The organism is Nocardiopsis sp. NPDC057823 (assembly GCF_042797335.1).
Classification (GTDB): domain Bacteria; phylum Actinomycetota; class Actinomycetes; order Streptosporangiales; family Streptosporangiaceae; genus Nocardiopsis; species Nocardiopsis changdeensis.
In genome coordinates this window covers 45,298-62,316 of record NZ_JBHVLR010000002.1, presented here as the reverse complement: position 1 = coordinate 62,316, position 17,019 = coordinate 45,298, and the positions used below count along the sequence as shown (strand labels likewise).

At 73.1% G+C, this 17,019-nt stretch carries 13 protein-coding genes; 5 read left to right on the top strand and 8 right to left on the bottom strand.

The window, feature by feature from the left end:
• Positions 1 to 30: 30 nt before the first annotated feature.
• The 3 genes from ACFVNO_RS04570 to uvrB all read right to left on the bottom strand — a co-directional run bounded on the left by ACFVNO_RS04570 (position 31) and on the right by uvrB (position 4,007).
• Complete coding sequence (locus ACFVNO_RS04570; RefSeq protein ID WP_355255917.1) at positions 31 to 1,026, bottom strand: GNAT family N-acetyltransferase; 996 nt, start codon at positions 1,024 to 1,026, stop codon at positions 31 to 33.
• Between the two features lie 302 nt (positions 1,027 to 1,328).
• Positions 1,329 to 1,763 (bottom strand): DUF3060 domain-containing protein, encoded by a 435-nt coding sequence (locus tag ACFVNO_RS04565; RefSeq protein ID WP_220562425.1) that lies wholly within the window; start codon positions 1,761 to 1,763, stop codon positions 1,329 to 1,331.
• Between the two features lie 147 nt (positions 1,764 to 1,910).
• Positions 1,911 to 4,007, bottom strand: a complete 2,097-nt coding sequence (gene uvrB / locus ACFVNO_RS04560; protein ID WP_355255920.1) for an excinuclease ABC subunit UvrB — start codon at positions 4,005 to 4,007, stop codon at positions 1,911 to 1,913.
• A gap of 244 nt (positions 4,008 to 4,251) precedes the next feature.
• Here uvrB and ACFVNO_RS04555 point away from each other — a divergent pair, with 244 nt between their 5' ends.
• Together ACFVNO_RS04555 and ACFVNO_RS04550 are read left to right on the top strand one after the other, a co-directional pair.
• A complete protein-coding gene (locus ACFVNO_RS04555; protein WP_355255923.1) occupies positions 4,252 to 5,433 on the top strand; it encodes a hypothetical protein in 1,182 nt (393 codons plus the stop codon).
• Between the two features lie 193 nt (positions 5,434 to 5,626).
• Positions 5,627 to 6,670: a hypothetical protein gene (locus ACFVNO_RS04550; RefSeq protein WP_378889316.1), complete on the top strand. Its 1,044-nt coding sequence runs from the start codon at positions 5,627 to 5,629 to the stop codon at positions 6,668 to 6,670.
• 168 nt (positions 6,671 to 6,838) lie between these two features.
• Here the strand turns inward: ACFVNO_RS04550 and coaE are convergent, their stop codons facing one another.
• A complete protein-coding gene (gene coaE, locus ACFVNO_RS04545) occupies positions 6,839 to 7,441 on the bottom strand; it encodes a dephospho-CoA kinase (protein WP_355255929.1) in 603 nt (200 codons plus the stop codon).
• A gap of 55 nt (positions 7,442 to 7,496) precedes the next feature.
• Here coaE and ACFVNO_RS04540 point away from each other — a divergent pair, with 55 nt between their 5' ends.
• Entirely contained in the window at positions 7,497 to 8,909 is a 1,413-nt protein-coding gene (locus tag ACFVNO_RS04540; protein ID WP_355255932.1) for a hypothetical protein, read from the top strand.
• On the opposite strand, the gene ACFVNO_RS04535 is transcribed toward ACFVNO_RS04540, so the two are convergent.
• From ACFVNO_RS04535 to polA, 4 genes are all read right to left on the bottom strand, one after another.
• Positions 8,896 to 9,387, bottom strand: a complete 492-nt coding sequence (locus ACFVNO_RS04535; protein ID WP_355255935.1) for a GNAT family N-acetyltransferase — start codon at positions 9,385 to 9,387, stop codon at positions 8,896 to 8,898. The two genes, ACFVNO_RS04540 and ACFVNO_RS04535, sit on opposite strands and share 14 nt — an antisense overlap.
• Before the next feature lie 176 nt (positions 9,388 to 9,563).
• Positions 9,564 to 11,054 carry a 30S ribosomal protein S1 gene (gene rpsA / locus ACFVNO_RS04530; RefSeq protein WP_220562431.1) on the bottom strand — a complete coding sequence of 497 codons (1,491 nt, stop codon included), beginning with the start codon at positions 11,052 to 11,054 and terminating at the stop codon, positions 9,564 to 9,566.
• 460 nt (positions 11,055 to 11,514) lie between these two features.
• Positions 11,515 to 11,958 carry an alternative ribosome rescue aminoacyl-tRNA hydrolase ArfB gene (gene arfB, locus ACFVNO_RS04525; RefSeq protein WP_355255938.1) on the bottom strand — a complete coding sequence of 148 codons (444 nt, stop codon included), beginning with the start codon at positions 11,956 to 11,958 and terminating at the stop codon, positions 11,515 to 11,517.
• 20 nt (positions 11,959 to 11,978) lie between these two features.
• Entirely contained in the window at positions 11,979 to 14,723 is a 2,745-nt protein-coding gene (gene polA, locus ACFVNO_RS04520) for a DNA polymerase I (RefSeq protein ID WP_378889309.1), read from the bottom strand.
• Positions 14,724 to 14,777: 54 nt separating this feature from the next.
• On the opposite strand from polA, the gene ACFVNO_RS04515 reads away from it, so the two are divergent.
• Together ACFVNO_RS04515 and ACFVNO_RS04510 are read left to right on the top strand one after the other, a co-directional pair.
• The gene (locus ACFVNO_RS04515) at positions 14,778 to 15,185 is read left to right on the top strand and encodes a hotdog fold thioesterase (protein WP_355255944.1); all 408 of its coding nucleotides are present in this window, start codon (positions 14,778 to 14,780) and stop codon (positions 15,183 to 15,185) included.
• A gap of 365 nt (positions 15,186 to 15,550) precedes the next feature.
• Positions 15,551 to 16,804 (top strand): ABC transporter substrate-binding protein, encoded by a 1,254-nt coding sequence (locus tag ACFVNO_RS04510; protein WP_355255947.1) that lies wholly within the window; start codon positions 15,551 to 15,553, stop codon positions 16,802 to 16,804.
• Positions 16,805 to 17,019 lie beyond the last annotated feature (215 nt).

Below are 17,019 nucleotides of genomic sequence, written 5' to 3'. Positions count from 1 at the left end.
CGCCGGGAGGCGGGGCCGGTCGGCCCGCGGTCAGCGCAGGGCGAGGGCGGGGCGGATCTCCCAGGTCGTCCAGACCGGGCGGTAGCCCATGCGGTGCCAGAACGGGCCCGACAGCGGGTTCATGGCGGCGTAGTTGAGCACCGAGACGCCCACCCCGTGGCTGTCCAGGGCCTGGTGGGCCTGGCCGACCAGGGCGGTGCCGATGCCGTTGCCGCGTTCGGCGGCGGTGACCACGCCGTAGCCGATGTGCGCGATCGGGCGCGCCTTGACCAGGGACTTGGCCCAGCGGGACCGCTCGGGCGGGGACACCCACAGCAGGCCCACGGCGCGGCCGCGCCGCTCGGCCAGCCAGATCCAGGAGCGGTCCCGCTCCAAGGCGCGGGCGGCCACCTTGCGGGTCTGCTCGGCGGTGTCGGGCTGGAGGAAGACGCCGCCGAAGTGCTGCTCGTAGCGGTGCTCCTCCATGAGGAGGCCCACCACCTGGGTGAGGTCGCTGCGGTCGGCCAGGCGGATGGTGACGTCGCGCGGCGGCAGCGACGGGGGCACGCCGCGGCGGCGCTGGCGCGCGGCGAGCACGGTGTAGGGCTGCAGGCCGTGGCGCTGGAGCGGGATGATGCCGCAGACGTCGCGGGCGGGCCAGCTCACCAGGGCGGCCGACTCCGAGCCGGTGCCGGTGGGCAGGTCCTCCAGCTGGTCGCGCCAGCTGGTGAGCAGCGAGTCCAGGGCGCGGGCGGGCTCGGGGCCGCCGACGATGGGGGTCAGCCAGTGCTGGTCGGGCACGCCCCAGATCCGGCCGACCTCGCCGGGCTGGTACCAGGTGTAGTGCATGGCGCCCGCCGCGACCGTGCGGCCGTCCTCGTCGCTGACGGTCAGCAGGGGGTAGGAGTCGGCGGCGAAGCTCACCGGTTCGGGCAGCAGGGGGTCCGCGGCCGCCCAGCGCTGGGCGGCGGACCGCACCAGCGGGTCGAGGCCCGCATCGCCTCCGGGCGACTCATCATGTCGCACCCGGGCGACATAACCGCTCATCCACCCCTCCCCTAGCGGGTCTCACGTGTCCGCCCCCGCCGTCGTGCCGCCCCGACGACGGGCGGGACGAAACGACCGTACCGCCTCAGAGTCGGACGGGGGAACGATACAGCCGACCGACACCGAAAGTTCACCCTCGGTGGTGGCATCCGTCCGATCCGTGGCCCTCCTCCGCGCCGACGCGGACGTGGACGCTGACCACCGTAACCGATCGAAGGTCACTCTCAGGTGGCGGGGCGGTCAATCCGGCGACACGGAATCCCGTCGTGACACGGGATCGCGGCGCCCGGGCGCCGCGGGGGTCACTCCTGGGCGACCCCGCCCTCGGCGACGGTGGTGTTGCGGCCCTGGTTGACGATCGTGGGCTCGCCGCCCGCGAAGGAGATGGTGTTGTCCACTCCGACCAGCACGATCTTGTCGGCCGAGCCCACGTCGACGGTGGAGCCGCGGCCGGTGGCGCGGACCACGCCGCAGGACCCGTCGAGCACCACGACGGCGTCGTCGGCCGAGACCACGACCTCGCGCCCCTCGCACTCCTCGTGGATCTCGGAGCCGTCGTCCACGACGATGAGCACGTCGTGGGCGTCGACGTTCTCCTCGGGGATCGTGACGGCGTCGGACCCGGGCGGCAGGTCGGGGCCCTCGATCTGCTCGCGGCCGAAGGCCAGGCCGCACCCGGTCAGCATGGTGCCCAGCAGCACGGCGCCGCCGGCGACCACCTGGAGTCGAGCCCTCATCGTTTCCCCCACACCCGGATTCATCCGGCAATTGCGACATACATCCTGCGCAAGACCAAGATTATGTCACGCGGAGGTAACTACGCGACCCTATCGTTGCTCCACCGTATCCGGACCGAGACCGAGCGGGGCGGGAAGCCCCACGGCTCAGGGGGTCCCGGCCGCGTCCATGCCCCGCAACTCCCGCTTGAGCTCGCCGATCTCGTCCCGAAGCCGGGCCGCCAGCTCGAACCGCAGGTCCGCCGCCGCCTGGTGCATCTGCCCGCTCAACTGGTCGATGAGGCCCGCCAGCTCCGCCCGCGGCATGTTCGCCGCGTCCACGCCCCGCTCGCCCAGCGCCGGGACCGGGGCCTTGGCCGCCGCGCCCGCGCCGCGGTACCCGCTCGCCATCAGCTCCTCGGTGTCCACGTCCTCCCGGTTCAGGGAGTCCAGGATGTCCGCGATCTGCTTGCGCAGCGGCTGCGGGTCGATACCGTGCTCGGCGTTGTACGCCAGCTGCTTCTCGCGGCGCCGGGTGGTCTCCTCGATCGCCGCCCGCATCGAGTCGGTGACGTTGTCCGCGTACATGTGCACCTGGCCCGCCACGTTGCGCGCCGCCCGGCCGATGGTCTGGATCAGGGAGGTCTCCGACCGCAGGAAGCCCTCCTTGTCCGCGTCCAGGATCGCCACCAGCGACACCTCGGGCAGGTCCAGGCCCTCCCGCAGCAGGTTGATGCCGACCAGCACGTCGAACTCGCCGACCCGCAGCTCCCGCAGCAGCTCCACCCGGCGCAGCGTGTCCACCTCGCTGTGCAGGTACCGCACCCGGATGCCCAGCTCCGCGAAGTAGTCGGTGAGGTCCTCGGCCATCTTCTTGGTCAGCGTGGTGACCAGCACCCGCTCCGAGCGCTCGGCCCGCACCCGGATCTCGTGCACCAGGTCGTCGATCTGCCCCTCGGTGGGCTTGACCAGCACCTCCGGGTCCACCAGGCCGGTCGGCCGGATGACCTGCTCCACCACGTCGCCCGCGCTCTGGCGCAGCTCGTAGCGGCCCGGGGTCGCCGACAGGTACACCGTCTGCCCGATCCGCCCGACGAACTCCTCCCACTTCAGCGGCCGGTTGTCCAGCGCCGACGGCAGCCGGAACCCGTGGTCCACCAGGGTCCGCTTGCGGGAGGCGTCGCCCTCGTACATCGCCCCGATCTGCGGGACCGTCACGTGCGACTCGTCCAGCACGAGCAGGAAGTCGTCGGGGAAGTAGTCCAGCAGCGTGTTGGGCGCGCTGCCCGGGGGGCGCTCGTCGAAGTGCCGCGAGTAGTTCTCGATGCCCGAGCACGTCCCCAGCTGGCGGATCATCTCCAGGTCGTGGGTGGTGCGCATCCGCAGCCGCTGCGCCTCCAGCAGCTTGCCCTGGCCCTCCAGCTCCGCGAGCCGCTCGCCCAGCTCCGCCTCGATCGTCTGCACCGCCCGCGCGGTGCGCTCCTCGCCGGCCACGTAGTGCGAGGCGGGGAAGATGAACATCTCCTCGCTCTCCCCCAGCACCTCCCCGGTCAGCGGGTGCAGGGTGAGCAGCCGCTCGACCTCGTCACCGAACATCTCGATGCGGATCGCCAGCTCCTCGTAGACCGGGATGATCTCGATCGTGTCGCCGCGCACCCGGAACGTGCCCCGCGTGAACGCCATGTCGTTGCGGGTGTACTGCATCTCCACCAGGCGCCGCAGCAGGTCGTCGCGGTCCACCTCCATGCCCACCGACAGCTGCGCCATCCGGTCCACGTACTCCTGCGGCGTGCCCAGGCCGTAGATGCACGACACAGACGCCACCACGATCGTGTCCCGGCGGGTGAGCAGCGAGTTGGTCGCCGAGTGGCGCAGCCGCTCCACCTCGTCGTTGATCGAGGAGTCCTTCTCGATGTAGGTGTCGCTCTGGGGGACGTACGCCTCGGGCTGGTAGTAGTCGTAGTACGACACGAAGTACTCGACGGCGTTGTTCGGCAGCATCTGCCGCAGCTCGTTGGCGAACTGCGCGGCCAGCGTCTTGTTGGGCTGCATCACCAGGGTCGGCCGCTGCAGCTGCTCCACGGTCCAGGCGACCGTCGCCGTCTTGCCGGTGCCGGTCGCGCCCAGCAGCACCGTGTGCGCGTCGCCGCCGCGCACCCGCCGGGTGATCTCCTCGATCGCCTTGGGCTGGTCGCCCGCCGGACGCATGTCCGAGACCACCTCGAACGGGTTCTCACTGCGCTTGATCTCGGTGACCGGTCGCACGTCGCCCTCATCCCCTCGTCGCCCGGGGCCCGACCCCGCACACGGGCCCCCGTCCACCTAACGCTACCGACCGCCCACGACATCCCGCGGCCGGAGGCCGACGCGCCTCCCCGCGGCACCGGAGGCCGGACCGTCCGTCCACAGCCCGCCGAAGACCCCTGACCGGGCGGGGATCCCGGGGTTACCATCGAAATCAGCGCACTGTACCCCCGGAAACCGTGCCCCCGGAATAGAGGTGCCAGCCGTGTCCCACCCCTCCCGACCCACCTTCGATCCGACCCTGCCGCGCCGGACGATCGCCCGTCTGCACGCCCACCCCGAGCGGCTGCTGCCGGATTCGGTCGGCCCCTCCTCACGGCTCACCTGGCGCCGCGGCGCCGCCCTCACCGCCGCCGGCGGCACCTCCCTGGCCGCGCTCGCCCTGCTCGTGCCCGGTGCGGCCACCCCGCTCATCGCCCTGCTGTGCCTCATCGTCACCGCCGTCGTCCTGGGCCTGGTCTCCGACCGGGGCTCGCTCGCCGACGACTGGGCCGACCTGCTCATGCACGGCTTCTGGGCGCTGCCGCTGTCCGCCGCCGCCGTCCTGACCGGCCACGTGGTCCTGGGCGACGCCCTGGAACCCCTGGCCGCCGCCGTCCCCGGCAGCGCCTCCGCCGCCGCCCTCTACCTGGCCGTCGCCGGGGGCGGGGCCGGCGCGATCATGCGCCCGGGCATGCTGCCCCGGCTGGCCTCGGAGAACCGCCGCCGGTACGTGCTGCCCGAGGACTTCGGCCGCCCCTACAGCTACGCCACTCGGCACGAGGAGCCCGAGGCCCACCTGTTCGCCCGCCTGCAGCAGGCCACCGACCGCGTCGAGGAGGGCACCCGCGTGCTGGGCGCCTCCTTCGACGCCGCCCACACCCTGCCGCTGCTCCGCGAGGAGGAATGGCGCATGTCGCAGGAGCTGCTGCGGCTGCGCGCCCTGCGCCGCGAGCTGGTCCAGCGCAAGCGGGAGGCGGTGTCCCGGCAGGTCACCCGGGCCCTGCAGCCGCAGGAGGAGGCGGTGGCCCGCGCCCACGCCGCCCTGGCCGAACGCATCGGCGTCCTGGCCGACTACGGCGAGCGCGTCCACGCCGCGGTGACCGCCCACCGCGAGTGGGAGCAGTGCCAGGCCATCGCCGACCGCGCCGCCGAGTACGCCGACCTGGCCCTGACCACCGCGCGCGGCGCCATGCAGACCGACGAGATCGACGACAGCCTGCTCAGCGTGCGGGCCGCCCACTCGGTCCGGGAGGAACTGGTGCGCGAGGCCGTGGACGCCGGGTCCTCCCTGTCGGCGGCGCTGCACCCCGAGGCCGGGCGGACCCGCCGCGAGCCCCTGGACATCCCCCGACCACGTCAGGCCCGGTCCCCCGAACCCGCGGCCCCGCAGCCGACGGAGGACTGAGGCCGTCCGCACCCGCCCCCGCGCACGGACGCCGGGGCGCGCTCCGCCCTGCCCGGCCGAGGGCCGCCGCGCGGCCGGTAGCGGCCATCCCCGTTTTCCGGGCCCCGCACCCGGTCATCATGGGGGCATCCCACCCCGAGGCCGCCCGCTCCGGCACCCCGTCCACCGACCGCACTCAACGCCGAGGCGGCCCATGCACGCTCGCCCCACGCCCAACCCCGACCACGCCCCCGATTCCGCGACGCCGCCCGGAACACCGCGGCCCGGACCGCACCGGCCCCGGAGCGCCGACGAACGCGTCGCCGCGCTCGCGGCCGCCCCCTACCTGTACCCCCACCCCGACCCCGTCGACGGCGGGCCGCCCGGGACCTGGCCGGAGACCCCCTACCTGCTCCTCCTCCAGGAGGCCACCGACAGCGCCGCCGAGGCCGAACGCGTCCTCGCCCCCGACCCGGACGCCGCGTGGGCGACCGGGCTGATGCGCCGGGCGGAGTGGGCGCAGGTCTACGCGGCCCACGTCATCCGGGCCCTCGTCCCCGATCCGGACACGGAGATCCCCTTCTCCGAGGAGGACCGGCCGGAGGAGGCCGAGGAGGCCGTCCGCCTGGGCGCGCTGGCCCGGCGGGCCGCCCAAGAGCCCGACCGGTACGGCGCCGCCTACCTGGACCGGGTCCGGGAGCTGCGGCGGGAGGTCGAGGCGCACGGGGCCGCCGCGGAGGACGCCGTGGCGGCCGGAGGACCGCGCGCGCCGCGGGAGCACGCCGACGAGCGGCCGCGCGGGGCCGGCGGGATCCCCGTCCTGCTCCCCGGCCCGGTCCGGCGCGCACGGGCCCGGCCGTCGTCCCGGGCGGCCACCGCGCTCACGGGTCTGCTCCTGGTGCCCGCCGGGCTGTCCGCCCTCTCCCAGCCGTACGCCACCGTGCACCTGGCGATCGTGTGCGGGGCCGCCGTGGGCGCCTTCATCGTGTGGAGCAACCTGCGGTACGACCCCGGGACCTCGCGCCTGTACCTGGCGGGCGTCGCCCTGGTCGGCCTCCTCGTCGGCGGCGCGCTGGCCGACTACCTCCACGGCGCCCTGGCGCTCCTGTTCGCGCAGCTCGCCCCGCAGGCCTCCGACGCCGCGCCGGGGGACGTCGTCACCGCCGGACTGTACGGCCTGGCCGCGCTGGTCTGCTGGGTCCTCGCCGCGACCGGCGCCGGCGGCCTGCACCCGCGGGCCGAGCAGGCACCGCCGTAGGGGCCCGGGCCGACCGGCCCCGCCCGACCCGCCGACGGGCGGACGCCCCCGCGTCCGCCCTCCCCACCCCGACCCCGAGGCGACACCCATGCGAGCCCGCACCGCCCCCGGCCCCGCGGCCCCGGCGCGCCCCCGTGCCCGGCCGGGCGCCGCCGCGCCGGTGCCCGGTCAGGACGCCCTGGCCAGCAGCTCCTCCCACACCTGCGCGACCCGCTCCGTGAGCTGCTCCCGGGTCCCGGAGTTGTCCACCACCAGGTCCGCCGCCGCCAGCCGGGTCTCTCTGTCGGCCTGCGCCCGGATCCGCGCCCGCACCTGTTCAGGGTCCATGCCCCGGCTCCGGACCACCCGGTCCACCCGCACCTCGTCGGGGGTGTCGACGACCACCACCACGTCGTACAGCGACTCCAGGCCGTTCTCCACCAGCAGCGGCACGTCGTACACCACCACCGGGGCGCCGTCCGCCTCGGCGCGCGCCATCAGCTCCGCGCTGCGCTCGCCCACCAGCGGGTGCACGATGGCGTTGAGCCGCGCCAGCCGCGCCTCGTCGGCGAACACGATCTCCCCCAGCCGGGGCCGGTCCAGGCTCCCGTCCGGGGCGAGCACGCCCTCCCCGAACTCCTCGACCACCGCCGCCAGGCCCGGTGTGCCGGGCTCCACCACCTCGCGGGCGATCGCGTCGGCGTCGATCACCACGGCCCCGTGCCCGGCCAGTTCCGCGGAGACCGCGCTCTTACCCGAGCCGATCCCCCCTGTGAGTCCCACTTTCAGCATGTCACGACCCTAGTGACCGCCGCCCCTCCACCGCCCCCCACCCCCCGGAGTCCCCGTGACCGCACCCCGGCCGACCGTCCGCCCCGGCCTCCCCCCGGACCGGGTCGCCCGGCTGACCGCCCGGCTCGACGGCCTGACCGCCCCCTCCCGGGCGCTCGACCCGCCCGACCCGGTCCGCGCCCACCTGTGGACGGCCGGCGTCCACATGTACGCGGCCGCCCTCGCCCTGCTCGTCCCGGTGCCCTCCTGGGCCGGCGGGCTCCTGCTGGGCCTGGGGGCGGCGGGCTGCGCGGGCGCGGTCGCCGTGTACGCCCGGCCCCGGACGTTCTCCCCCGCGCTGGGCGGACCGCGGTGGGCGGCCCCGGTCCTGTTCACCGCCCTGGGGCTCTGCCTGGCCGCGGCCTGCGCCGCGGCCGCCCACCTGCTGCACCTCTCCGTCCGGGAGCTGATCGCGGGCCCCGGGGCCGGGGCCGCCCTGCTCTCGGCCGTCCTCGCCGTCGTCGCCCTGGCCGGCGCGCGCCACTGGTCCCGGGACCGGCGGTCCGTCCACGGGGTCGACCACATCACCCCCCACCTGCTGCCCGCCACTCCGTGGGAACCCGCCGCCGAGGAGCCCGGCGGCCTGCGCGCCACCCGCCCGCTGCACCCGCGCGAGCAGGCGCTGGCCGACCTGCGCGCGTGCGTCGACGCCTTCGACGAGCTGAAGCGCACCGGAGCGCCCCTGCCCGGTGCCGGCGGCGTCCTGGGCCGCCTGCGCGACCACGAGTGGCGGGCCGGCCGCATCATGCTGCTGCGCCGCCGCCGGATCCGCCGCGACCTGGCCCGCGGCCCCCTGCCCGGCCCCGATCCGTACGCCGCGGAGGCCGCCGTCCTGGCACCCCTGGCCCGCGCCGCCCTCCAGGCCCACCGGGCCGTCCTCGCCGCCCGCGGCCGGGGGGCGAAGGGCCGTACGGTGCACGCTCTCACCGCCGAGCGCGACAAGCGCCTGCGCAGGCTCCACCCGCGCATCGAGCGCATCCTGCGCTGGAGCCGGGCCGCACCCGCGAAGCCCCGGCCCTACGAGCCCGCCCGCCCGCTCGTCCGCCTGCTGTACGCGGTGGCGGGGCTGGCGGCACTCGGCGCCGCCTGGGCCGCCCTGCTGTACCCCGCCGCGGGAACGGTGCTGCTCTTCGCCTCGGGCCCCGTCGTGTCGGCCTGCGTCCTGCTGTGGGTGCGCCTGCGCTATGCCGAACGGTGGACGCCGAAGCGGATGGCCGGGATGCTCCTGGCCTCGGGCTACATCACCGCCATGCTGTCCTGGGGGTTGTACGAGCTGTGGGAGGCGATCGCGTGGTGGGTCGCCACCGGCCTCTTCTTCGTCGCGCGGGGCGACGCGACGGTGGCCTTCTACCTGTACCTGGTCGCGTTCTTCTGCTGGTTCCTGGCCCTGACCGGTTGGGGGCGCGCCCACCCCCTCAGCCGGAGGTGACCGCCGCCAGCTCCTTGCGCATGTGCACCATCACCAGGTGGTCGGCGACCCGCTCCCGGTGCGTCACCGCGTAGCCCGCACGCCGGTACAGGAGCTGGTTCTGCGCGCTCTGCGCCCCGGTGAACAGGGTCAGCGCCGCCAGGTCGGGCCGCAGGCCCCGCAAGTCCTCCTCCATCCGCTCCAGCAGCGCGGCCGCCACCCCGCGCCGCCGCCGGTCCGGGGCCACCGCCAGCCGGCCCACCACCCCGGTGGTGCCGGTGACCTGCGCGCGCACCGCGCCGATGATCCGGTGCCCCTCGACGGCCTTGAGCACCAGGGACCCGGGGTCGGCCAGCAGCCGCTCCACCCGCTCCAGGGTCTCGGTCAGCGGCAGGATGAACGGGTCCCCGTAGGCCTGGGCCTCGTCGACGAACGCCGCCCGCTGCAGGGTGTGGATCTCCCCCGCGTCGGCGGGGGCGGCCGGGTGGATCTCGAACACGCCGTCTCCTCACACGCCCCGCTCGCCGGGGCACGGCACGAGACTAGCCCGATCGGCCACGACACGGTGCGCTCCCGGCCCAGGACACGGCGAAGGGCCGCCCCCTGGTGGGGACGGCCCTTCGTCAGGCTGTCAGGTCCCGCGGACGGGACCCGCCGAACGGTTCACCGAACCGGTCAGGCGTCGCCGCCGGCGAGCTTCTCGCGCAGGGCGGCCAGGGCCTCGTCGGAGGCCAGGGCGCCGCTGGAGGCGGACTCCGAACCGGAACCGGAGCCCTGGGACCCGCCGGTGTAGTCCTCCTCCTCGGCCTCGACCGGGGCGTTGGCCGCCTCGGCCTCGGCCGCGCGGGCCTCCTCGACCTGCTTGCGGTGCGCCTCGAACCGGGCCTGGGCCTCGGCGTAGCTGCGCTCCCACTCGTCGCGCTGGGCCTCGTAACCCTCGAGCCACTCGCCGGTCTCGGCGTCGAAGCCCTCGGGGTACTTGTAGTTGCCCTGCTCGTCGTACTCGGCGGCCATGCCGTACAGGGTGGGGTCGAAGTCCACCTGGTCCGGCGAGACGCTCTCGTTGGCCTGCTTCAGCGAGAGGCTGATGCGGCGGCGGTCGAGGTCGATGTCGATGATCTTGACGAAGATCTCGGTGCCGACCTGGACGACCTGCTCGGGCACCTCGACGTGGCGCTCGGCCAGCTCGGAGATGTGGACCAGGCCCTCGATGCCCTCCTCGACGCGGACGAACGCGCCGAACGGGACGAGCTTGGTGACCTTACCCGGGACGACCTGACCGATCTGGTGGGTCCGGGCGAACTGCTGCCACGGGTCCTCCTGGGTCGCCTTCAGCGACAGGGAGACGCGCTCGCGCTCCATGTCGACGTCCAGCACCTCGACGGTGACCTCCTGGCCCACCTCGACGACCTCGCTCGGGTGGTCGATGTGCTTCCAGGACAGCTCGGAGACGTGCACCAGGCCGTCGACGCCGCCCAGGTCCACGAACGCACCGAAGTTGACGATCGAGGAGACCACACCCTTGCGGATCTGGCCCTTCTGGAGGGTGTTGAGGAACGTCTGGCGGACCTCGGACTGGGTCTGCTCGAGCCAGGCGCGGCGGGACAGGACCACGTTGTTGCGGTTCTTGTCCAGCTCGATGATCTTGGCCTCGAGCTCGCGGCCGACGTACGGCTGCAGGTCGCGGACGCGGCGCATCTCGACCAGGGAGGCGGGCAGGAAGCCGCGCAGGCCGATGTCGAGGATGAGACCACCCTTGACGACCTCGATGACGGTGCCGGTGACGACGCCGTCCTCCTCCTTGATCTTCTCGATCGTGCCCCAGGCGCGCTCGTACTGGGCGCGCTTCTTGGACAGGATCAGACGGCCTTCCTTGTCCTCCTTCTGGAGGACCAGGGCCTCGACCTGGTCGCCGACGGCGACGACCTCACCGGGGTCGACGTCGTGCTTGATCGAGAGTTCCCGGGACGGGATCACACCCTCGGTCTTGTAGCCGATGTCGAGCAAGACCTCGTCTCGATCGACCTTCACGATGGTGCCCTCGACAATGTCACCGTCGTTGAAGTATTTGATGGTCTCGTCGATCGCCGCGAGGAAGGCTTCCTCGGACCCGATGTCGTTGACCGCTACCTGGGGTGTCGAGGTGGCCTCGGTGCTGCTCGTCATTTGTGGGTGGACTCCGGATACGGACAGATTCAGAAGATGGGCACGCCGCAGATCCGAGCCCGCCGATCCGTCATCCTGAAGGAGAGGAACGGTGCCACCGCGGAAAGGAGCCTTCCGCAGCGACCGACCGCCGGGTCCAGAAGCGTGGACTTTGGTGGTGCCGCCCCTCGGCCTCCCTGGCGGGAGACATCAGACGGCGCACGAACCCACAACGCTCCGGCCAGCATATGAGACAAGGGCTTCCTGGTCAATCGGAACCCTGGAGCGCCAACCCGGCGAAGATCGCAATGGCCGCAATGTACCCGAGGCACAGGTGAAGATCAACTAGACGGCACCGTCACCCGTGAACTGGGTGGACACCTGCCCCCACAGGGGCTCCCGCGGCCCTCCGGGCCGATCGGTGCGGTCCGTACGGGGACGGTCACCCGGCATCACCGGGCGCCCTCCGCACCGGTTCCGGTCAGTCCGAAGTCGGCCGAGAGCGTGACCGTTTGATGTCCCCGCGGCGCTTCTTCGCGTCCAGCCGGCGCTGCCGCGCCGCCCGGCCCGGACGCGTCGCCCTGCGCTCGCGCGGCGGCGGCGCGATCGCCTCCGCCAGCAGCGCGGCCATCCGCTCCCGCGCCTCCGCCCGGTTGCGGGCCTGGGACCGGTGCGTCTGCACCGACACCGTCAGCACCCCGTCCACCAGGCGCCCCGCCAGCCGCTCCAGGGCGCGCTCGCGCCGGGTCCGCCCCAGCGCCGCGCACCCCGCCACGTCCAGCGACAGCGACACCCGGGTGTCGGAGGTGTTGACGTGCTGCCCGCCCGGCCCCGACGAGCGGGAGAACCGCCACGCCAGGGCATCGGCGGGGACGGTGACCGGCCCCACGACCAGACCGCCGTCCCCGGCGGTACCCGTGTTCACGTCACCGTCCCCCTCCCCCGCTAGTGCGCGGCGTCGTGCCAGCTGCGTCCGCCGCCGACCGACACGGCCAGCGGAACACGCAGATCATAGGCGGTGCTCATCTCGTGGCGCACGAGGTTTTCCACCGCCTCCCGCTCACCCGGGGCGACCTCCACCACGAGCTCGTCGTGCACCTGCAGCAGCACCCGGGAGGCGGCCCCGCTCTCGGCCAGCGCCGCGTCCACTTGGAGCATCGCCACCTTGATGATGTCGGCGGCCGACCCCTGGATGGGCGCGTTGAGCGCCATCCGCTCGGCCATCTCCCGCCGCTGCCGGTTGTCGCTGGTCAGGTCCGGCAGGTATCGGCGCCGCCCCAGGATGGTCTCGGTGTACCCCACCCTGCGGGCCTCCTCCACCACCGCGTTCAGGTAGTCGCGCACCCCGCCGAACTCGGCGAAGTAGTCCTCCATGAGCTTCTTCGCCTCCTCCGGCGTGATGCCCAGCTGCTGCGACAGCCCGTAGGCGCTCAGCCCGTACGCCAGCCCGTAGCTCATCGCCTTGATCCGCGACCGGGCCTCGCCGTCGACGTCCCCCACCTCGATGTCGAACACCTGCGCCGCCATCTGCGCGTGGAAGTCGTAGCCGCTGTTGAACGCGTCGATCAGCGCCTTCTCCTGCGACAGGTGCGCCATGATCCGCAGCTCGATCTGGCTGTAGTCCGCGGTGAGCAGCTCCTGGTACCCCTCCCCCACCACGAACGCCCGCCGGATGCGCCGCCCCACGTCGGTGCGCACCGGGATGTTCTGCAGGTTGGGATCGGTGGAGCTGAGCCGCCCGGTCGCCGCCACCGTCTGGTTGAACGTCGTGTGGATGCGCCCGTCGTCGGCGACCGTCTTGATGAGCCCCTCGACCGTGGTCCGCAGCTTGGTCTGGTCGCGGTGGTGCAGCAGCACCCCCGGCAGCTCGTTGTCGGTCTGGGCCGCCAGCCACGTCAGCGCGTCCGCGTCGGTGGTGTACCCCGTCTTGATCTTCTTGGTCCGCGGCAGCCCCAGGTCCTCGAAGAGCACCTGCTGCAGCTGCTTGGGCGAACCCAGGTTGAACTCCCGGCCCACGATCTCGTGCGCCCGCTCCACCGCCGCCCGCGCCGCCGACGCGAACTCGCCCTGCAGCTCCTCCAGATAGGCGCGGTCGGCCGCGATCCCGGCCCGCTCCATGCGCGCCAGCACCGGCACCAGCGGCAGCTCCACCCCGCTCAGCAGGTGCGCGCCGCCGCGCTTGTCCACCTCGGCCGCCAGCACCGCCGCCAGGTCCCGGGTGGCCGCCGCCCGCACCGCCAGGGCCTGCCAGCGGCCGGTGGACCCGCCACCGTCCAGGTCCAGCGCGAGCTGGTCGCCGGGGGCCTCCTCCTCCAGCTCCCGCCCCAGGTACTTGCGGCACAGGTCGACCAGGTCGAACCGGCGCTGCCCCGGCTGCACCAGGTACGCGGCCAGCGCGGTGTCGCTCACCACCCCGCCCAGGTCCCAGCCGTGGGCGCCCAGCGCCAGCAGCGCCCCCTTGTACTCGTGCACCGCCACCGGCCGCTCCGGGTCGGCCAGGAACGCCGCCAGCGCCTCGGTGTCCGCAGCGTCCATCAGCGCCGGGTCCACCGACACCGCCGCACCCGACGCCACCGCGATGGACAGCCCGTCCACCCGGCCGGTGCCGGCGCCCCACGCCCCCTCCAGGGCCAGGCCGGCCGGCGCCGCCGCGGTGACGTCGTCGGCGGCCGCGTGCTCGGCCAGCCAGGCCGCCAGCGTCCCGGTCCCGGCCACCGTCAGGTCGACCTCGAAACCCTCACCCGCCGGGGCCTGCGCGGCGGCCTCCTCCAGGGCCACCACCGCGTACAGGCGCTCACGCAGGTTGGACGCGAACTCCAGGTTGTCGAACAGGGCGTCCACCCCCGCCCGGTCCGCCCGCCCCAGCAGCAGGTCGTCCAGACCCACCCCCAGGTCCACGTCGGTGGCCAGCAGGTTGAGCCGCTGGTTGCGCAGCACGTCGTCCAGGTGGTCGCGCAGGTTCTGCCCCGCCTTGCCGCCGATCTCGTCGATGTGCTCGACCAGCCCGTCCAGCGAGCCGTACTTGACGATCCACTTCGCCGCCGTCTTGGGGCCCACCCCGGGGACACCCGGCAGGTTGTCGGCCTTCTCCCCCACCAGCGCCGCCAGGTCGCGGTACCGCTGCGGGGACACCCCGTACTTCTCCTCCACCGCCGCCGGATCCATCCGGCGCAGGTCCGACAGGCTCTTGCCCGGGTACAGCACCGTGCACGAATCGGTGACCAGCTGGAACGCGTCCCGGTCGCCGGAGGCGATCAGCACCTCCGCACCCGCCTCACCGCCCATACGGGCCAGCGTCGCGATGACGTCGTCGGCCTCGAAGCCCGGCGAGGACAGGTTGGCCACCCCGATCAGCCGCATCAGCTCCTGGGTGAGCGGCACCTGGGAGGGGAACTCCGGCGGCGTCTCCGAACGCCCGTCCTTGTACTCGGCGTACTCCTCGTGCCGGAACGTGGGCCCCGACAGGTCCCACGCCACCGCGACATGGGTGGGCTCCTCGTCTCTGAGCAGCTTCACCAGCATCGACGCGAAGCCGTACACGGCGTTGGTCGACTGCCCGGTGCTCGTGCCGAACTTGTCCACCGGCAGCGCGAAGAACGCGCGGAAGGCCATCGAGTGGCCGTCCAGGAGGAGAAGGCGGGGACGTCCGCCGGCCTGCGATGTCTCGGGGGTCTCACGATTGGTCACCACAGATGAATCCTAGGATGCGACGCGGACACTTCGACGACCGAAAGGCGGAACACCATGGACCCCGAGATGCGGAAGCTGCTCGCCGAGGGCGGCCTGTCCGAGCGCATGGGCATCGAGATCACCGAGGCCTCCGCCGAACGCGTCGTCGGCCGCATGCCCGTCAAGGGCAACACCCAGCCCTTCGGCCTCCTGCACGGCGGCGCCTCCTGCGTCCTGGCCGAATCCCTGGGATCCATCGGATCCACCCTCCACGCCCAGCAGTTCGGCAAGGTCGCCGTCGGCATCGAGATCAACGCGACCCACCACCGCTCGGCCACCGACGGACACGTGACCGGCGTCGCCACCCCCGTCCACCTCGGCCGCACCCTGGCCACCTGGGACATCACCATCACCGACGACCAGGACCGCAAGGTGTGCACCTCCCGCCTCACCTGCATGCTGCGGGAACTGCCGGGCAACTGAAAATACGGCCAGCCGAAAACAGGGCGCCTTCACAACACTGTGAAGTCGCCCTGTAACCCGACCGCAAAGTTCGACGCTCGGACCCCTGTCCGCGCGCCGCCGCGACACTTTGTCACCCCGCGCCCACCCAGGCAGAACCACCGTCCAGACGATGCCCGGGATGACTACAGAGCCATAACAGCCTGACGGCGAGTCGGCACCAACGCGCATTCCACGCTTTCGAACCATGAACTTCCGTGATTAAGCTCCGCTAACGCTCCCGATTAAGTCATGCCACACATCGCGGGCATCAGGGCGCAAGAGCACCATCCGGCACGGCTGCACCACGCAGCACGTGCTCGCCGGTTGAACGGAGTGACCACATCATGGCAAGCAAGAAGGTCCTAGGCCTCACTGCCGCAACCGCGGCCCTGGTACTGGGGCTGACCGCGTGTGGCGGCGGTGAGGATGGAAACGGCGGCGGCGACAGCGCCGGCGGCGGCGAAGCCTTCCAGTTCGGCATCCTCTACCCCCAGACCGGTAGCCTCGCCTTCCTCGGCCCGCCCCAGCTGGCCGGTGCCGAGTACGCGATCCAGGAGATCAACGCGGCCGGCGGCATCCTCGGCACCGAGGTCCCCGCCCCCACCCCGGGCGACGAGGCCGGCGACGCCGCCCAGGCCAACGAGGCCGCCAACTCGCTCGTCTCCGACGGCGTCAACGCCGTCATCGGCGCCGCCGCCTCCGGCATGACCCAGGCGACCTACGACACCATCACCGGTTCGCAGATCGTCCAGTGCTCCGGCTCCAACACCGCCCCGGACCTCACCGACATCGACGACGGCGGCTACTACTTCCGCACCGCCCCCAGCGACCTGCTCTCCGGCCCGGTCATGGCGCGCAAGATCGTCGAGGACGGCCACCAGAGCATCGCCATCGTCTCCCGCGCCGACGACTACGGCGCCGGCTACGCCGGCGGCCTCCAGACCGAGCTGGAGAACCTGGGCGCCGAGGTCGTGGCCAACGAGACCTACGACCCCGACACCACCACCTTCAGCTCCGTGGTCAGCGCCGTCAACGACGCCGAGGCCGACGCCATCGCCCTGATCTCCTTCGAGGAGGGCGCCCAGGTCATCGCCGAGCTCCTGGAGACCGGCACCGAGGGCGACCAGCTCTACATCACCGACGGCCTCAACAGCCCCGAGCTGGGCACCTCCGTCAACGAGAGCGACCCCGAGATCGTCACCGGCATCACCGGTGTCGCTCCCGGCGCCGACAACGAGGCGTTCAACGAGAGCCTGGCCGAGTTCGCCCCGGACCTGGAGACCTTCCAGTTCGGCCCGCAGGTCTTCGACTGCGTCACCGTGATCGCCCTGGCCGCCGAGGCCGCCGGCAGCATCGCCCCGGCCGACTACGTCGCCGAGCTGCCCAACGTCAGCGCCCCCGAGGGCACCGAGTGCACCACCTTCGCCGAGTGCCGCGACCTGCTCGCGGACGGCGAGGAGATCAACTACCAGGGCGCCAGCGGCAACATCGACTTCGACGACAACGGCGACCCGACCTCCGCGACCTTCCAGATCTTCCACTTCGGCGAAGAGGGATACGAGACCCTCGGCTTCGAGGAGTACTCGGTCAACGAGTAACACCACCACCCACCACCCCCCAAGCGCCCCGGGCCCCAGGCCCGGGGCGCTCCCCATTCCCCCGGACACCAACGCAGCACCCCCACCCCCGGGGACCACACCCGGGGGCAGGCCATAGCCGGAGGGCGTCGCAGCGCCTCCGCCGCAGGGGGTTTCCCACCCGACCGGGACCTCCGCCCCAGCCGTGTCACACCAGTAGGGTGCCCGGCCCCAGG

What these genes read in the sequence shown, in the direction of transcription:
- ACFVNO_RS04550 (WP_378889316.1), top strand. Translation starts at nt 5,627, where the DNA reads ATGCACGCTCGCCCCACGCCCAACCCCGACCACGCCCCCGATTCCGCG.
- rpsA (WP_220562431.1), bottom strand. Translation starts at nt 11,054, where the DNA reads ATGACGAGCAGCACCGAGGCCACCTCGACACCCCAGGTAGCGGTCAAC.
- coaE (WP_355255929.1), bottom strand. Translation starts at nt 7,441, where the DNA reads ATGCTGAAAGTGGGACTCACAGGGGGGATCGGCTCGGGTAAGAGCGCG.
- ACFVNO_RS04510 (WP_355255947.1), top strand. Translation starts at nt 15,551, where the DNA reads ATGGCAAGCAAGAAGGTCCTAGGCCTCACTGCCGCAACCGCGGCCCTG.
- ACFVNO_RS04515 (WP_355255944.1), top strand. Translation starts at nt 14,778, where the DNA reads ATGGACCCCGAGATGCGGAAGCTGCTCGCCGAGGGCGGCCTGTCCGAG.
- ACFVNO_RS04565 (WP_220562425.1), bottom strand. Translation starts at nt 1,763, where the DNA reads ATGAGGGCTCGACTCCAGGTGGTCGCCGGCGGCGCCGTGCTGCTGGGC.
- ACFVNO_RS04570 (WP_355255917.1), bottom strand. Translation starts at nt 1,026, where the DNA reads ATGAGCGGTTATGTCGCCCGGGTGCGACATGATGAGTCGCCCGGAGGC.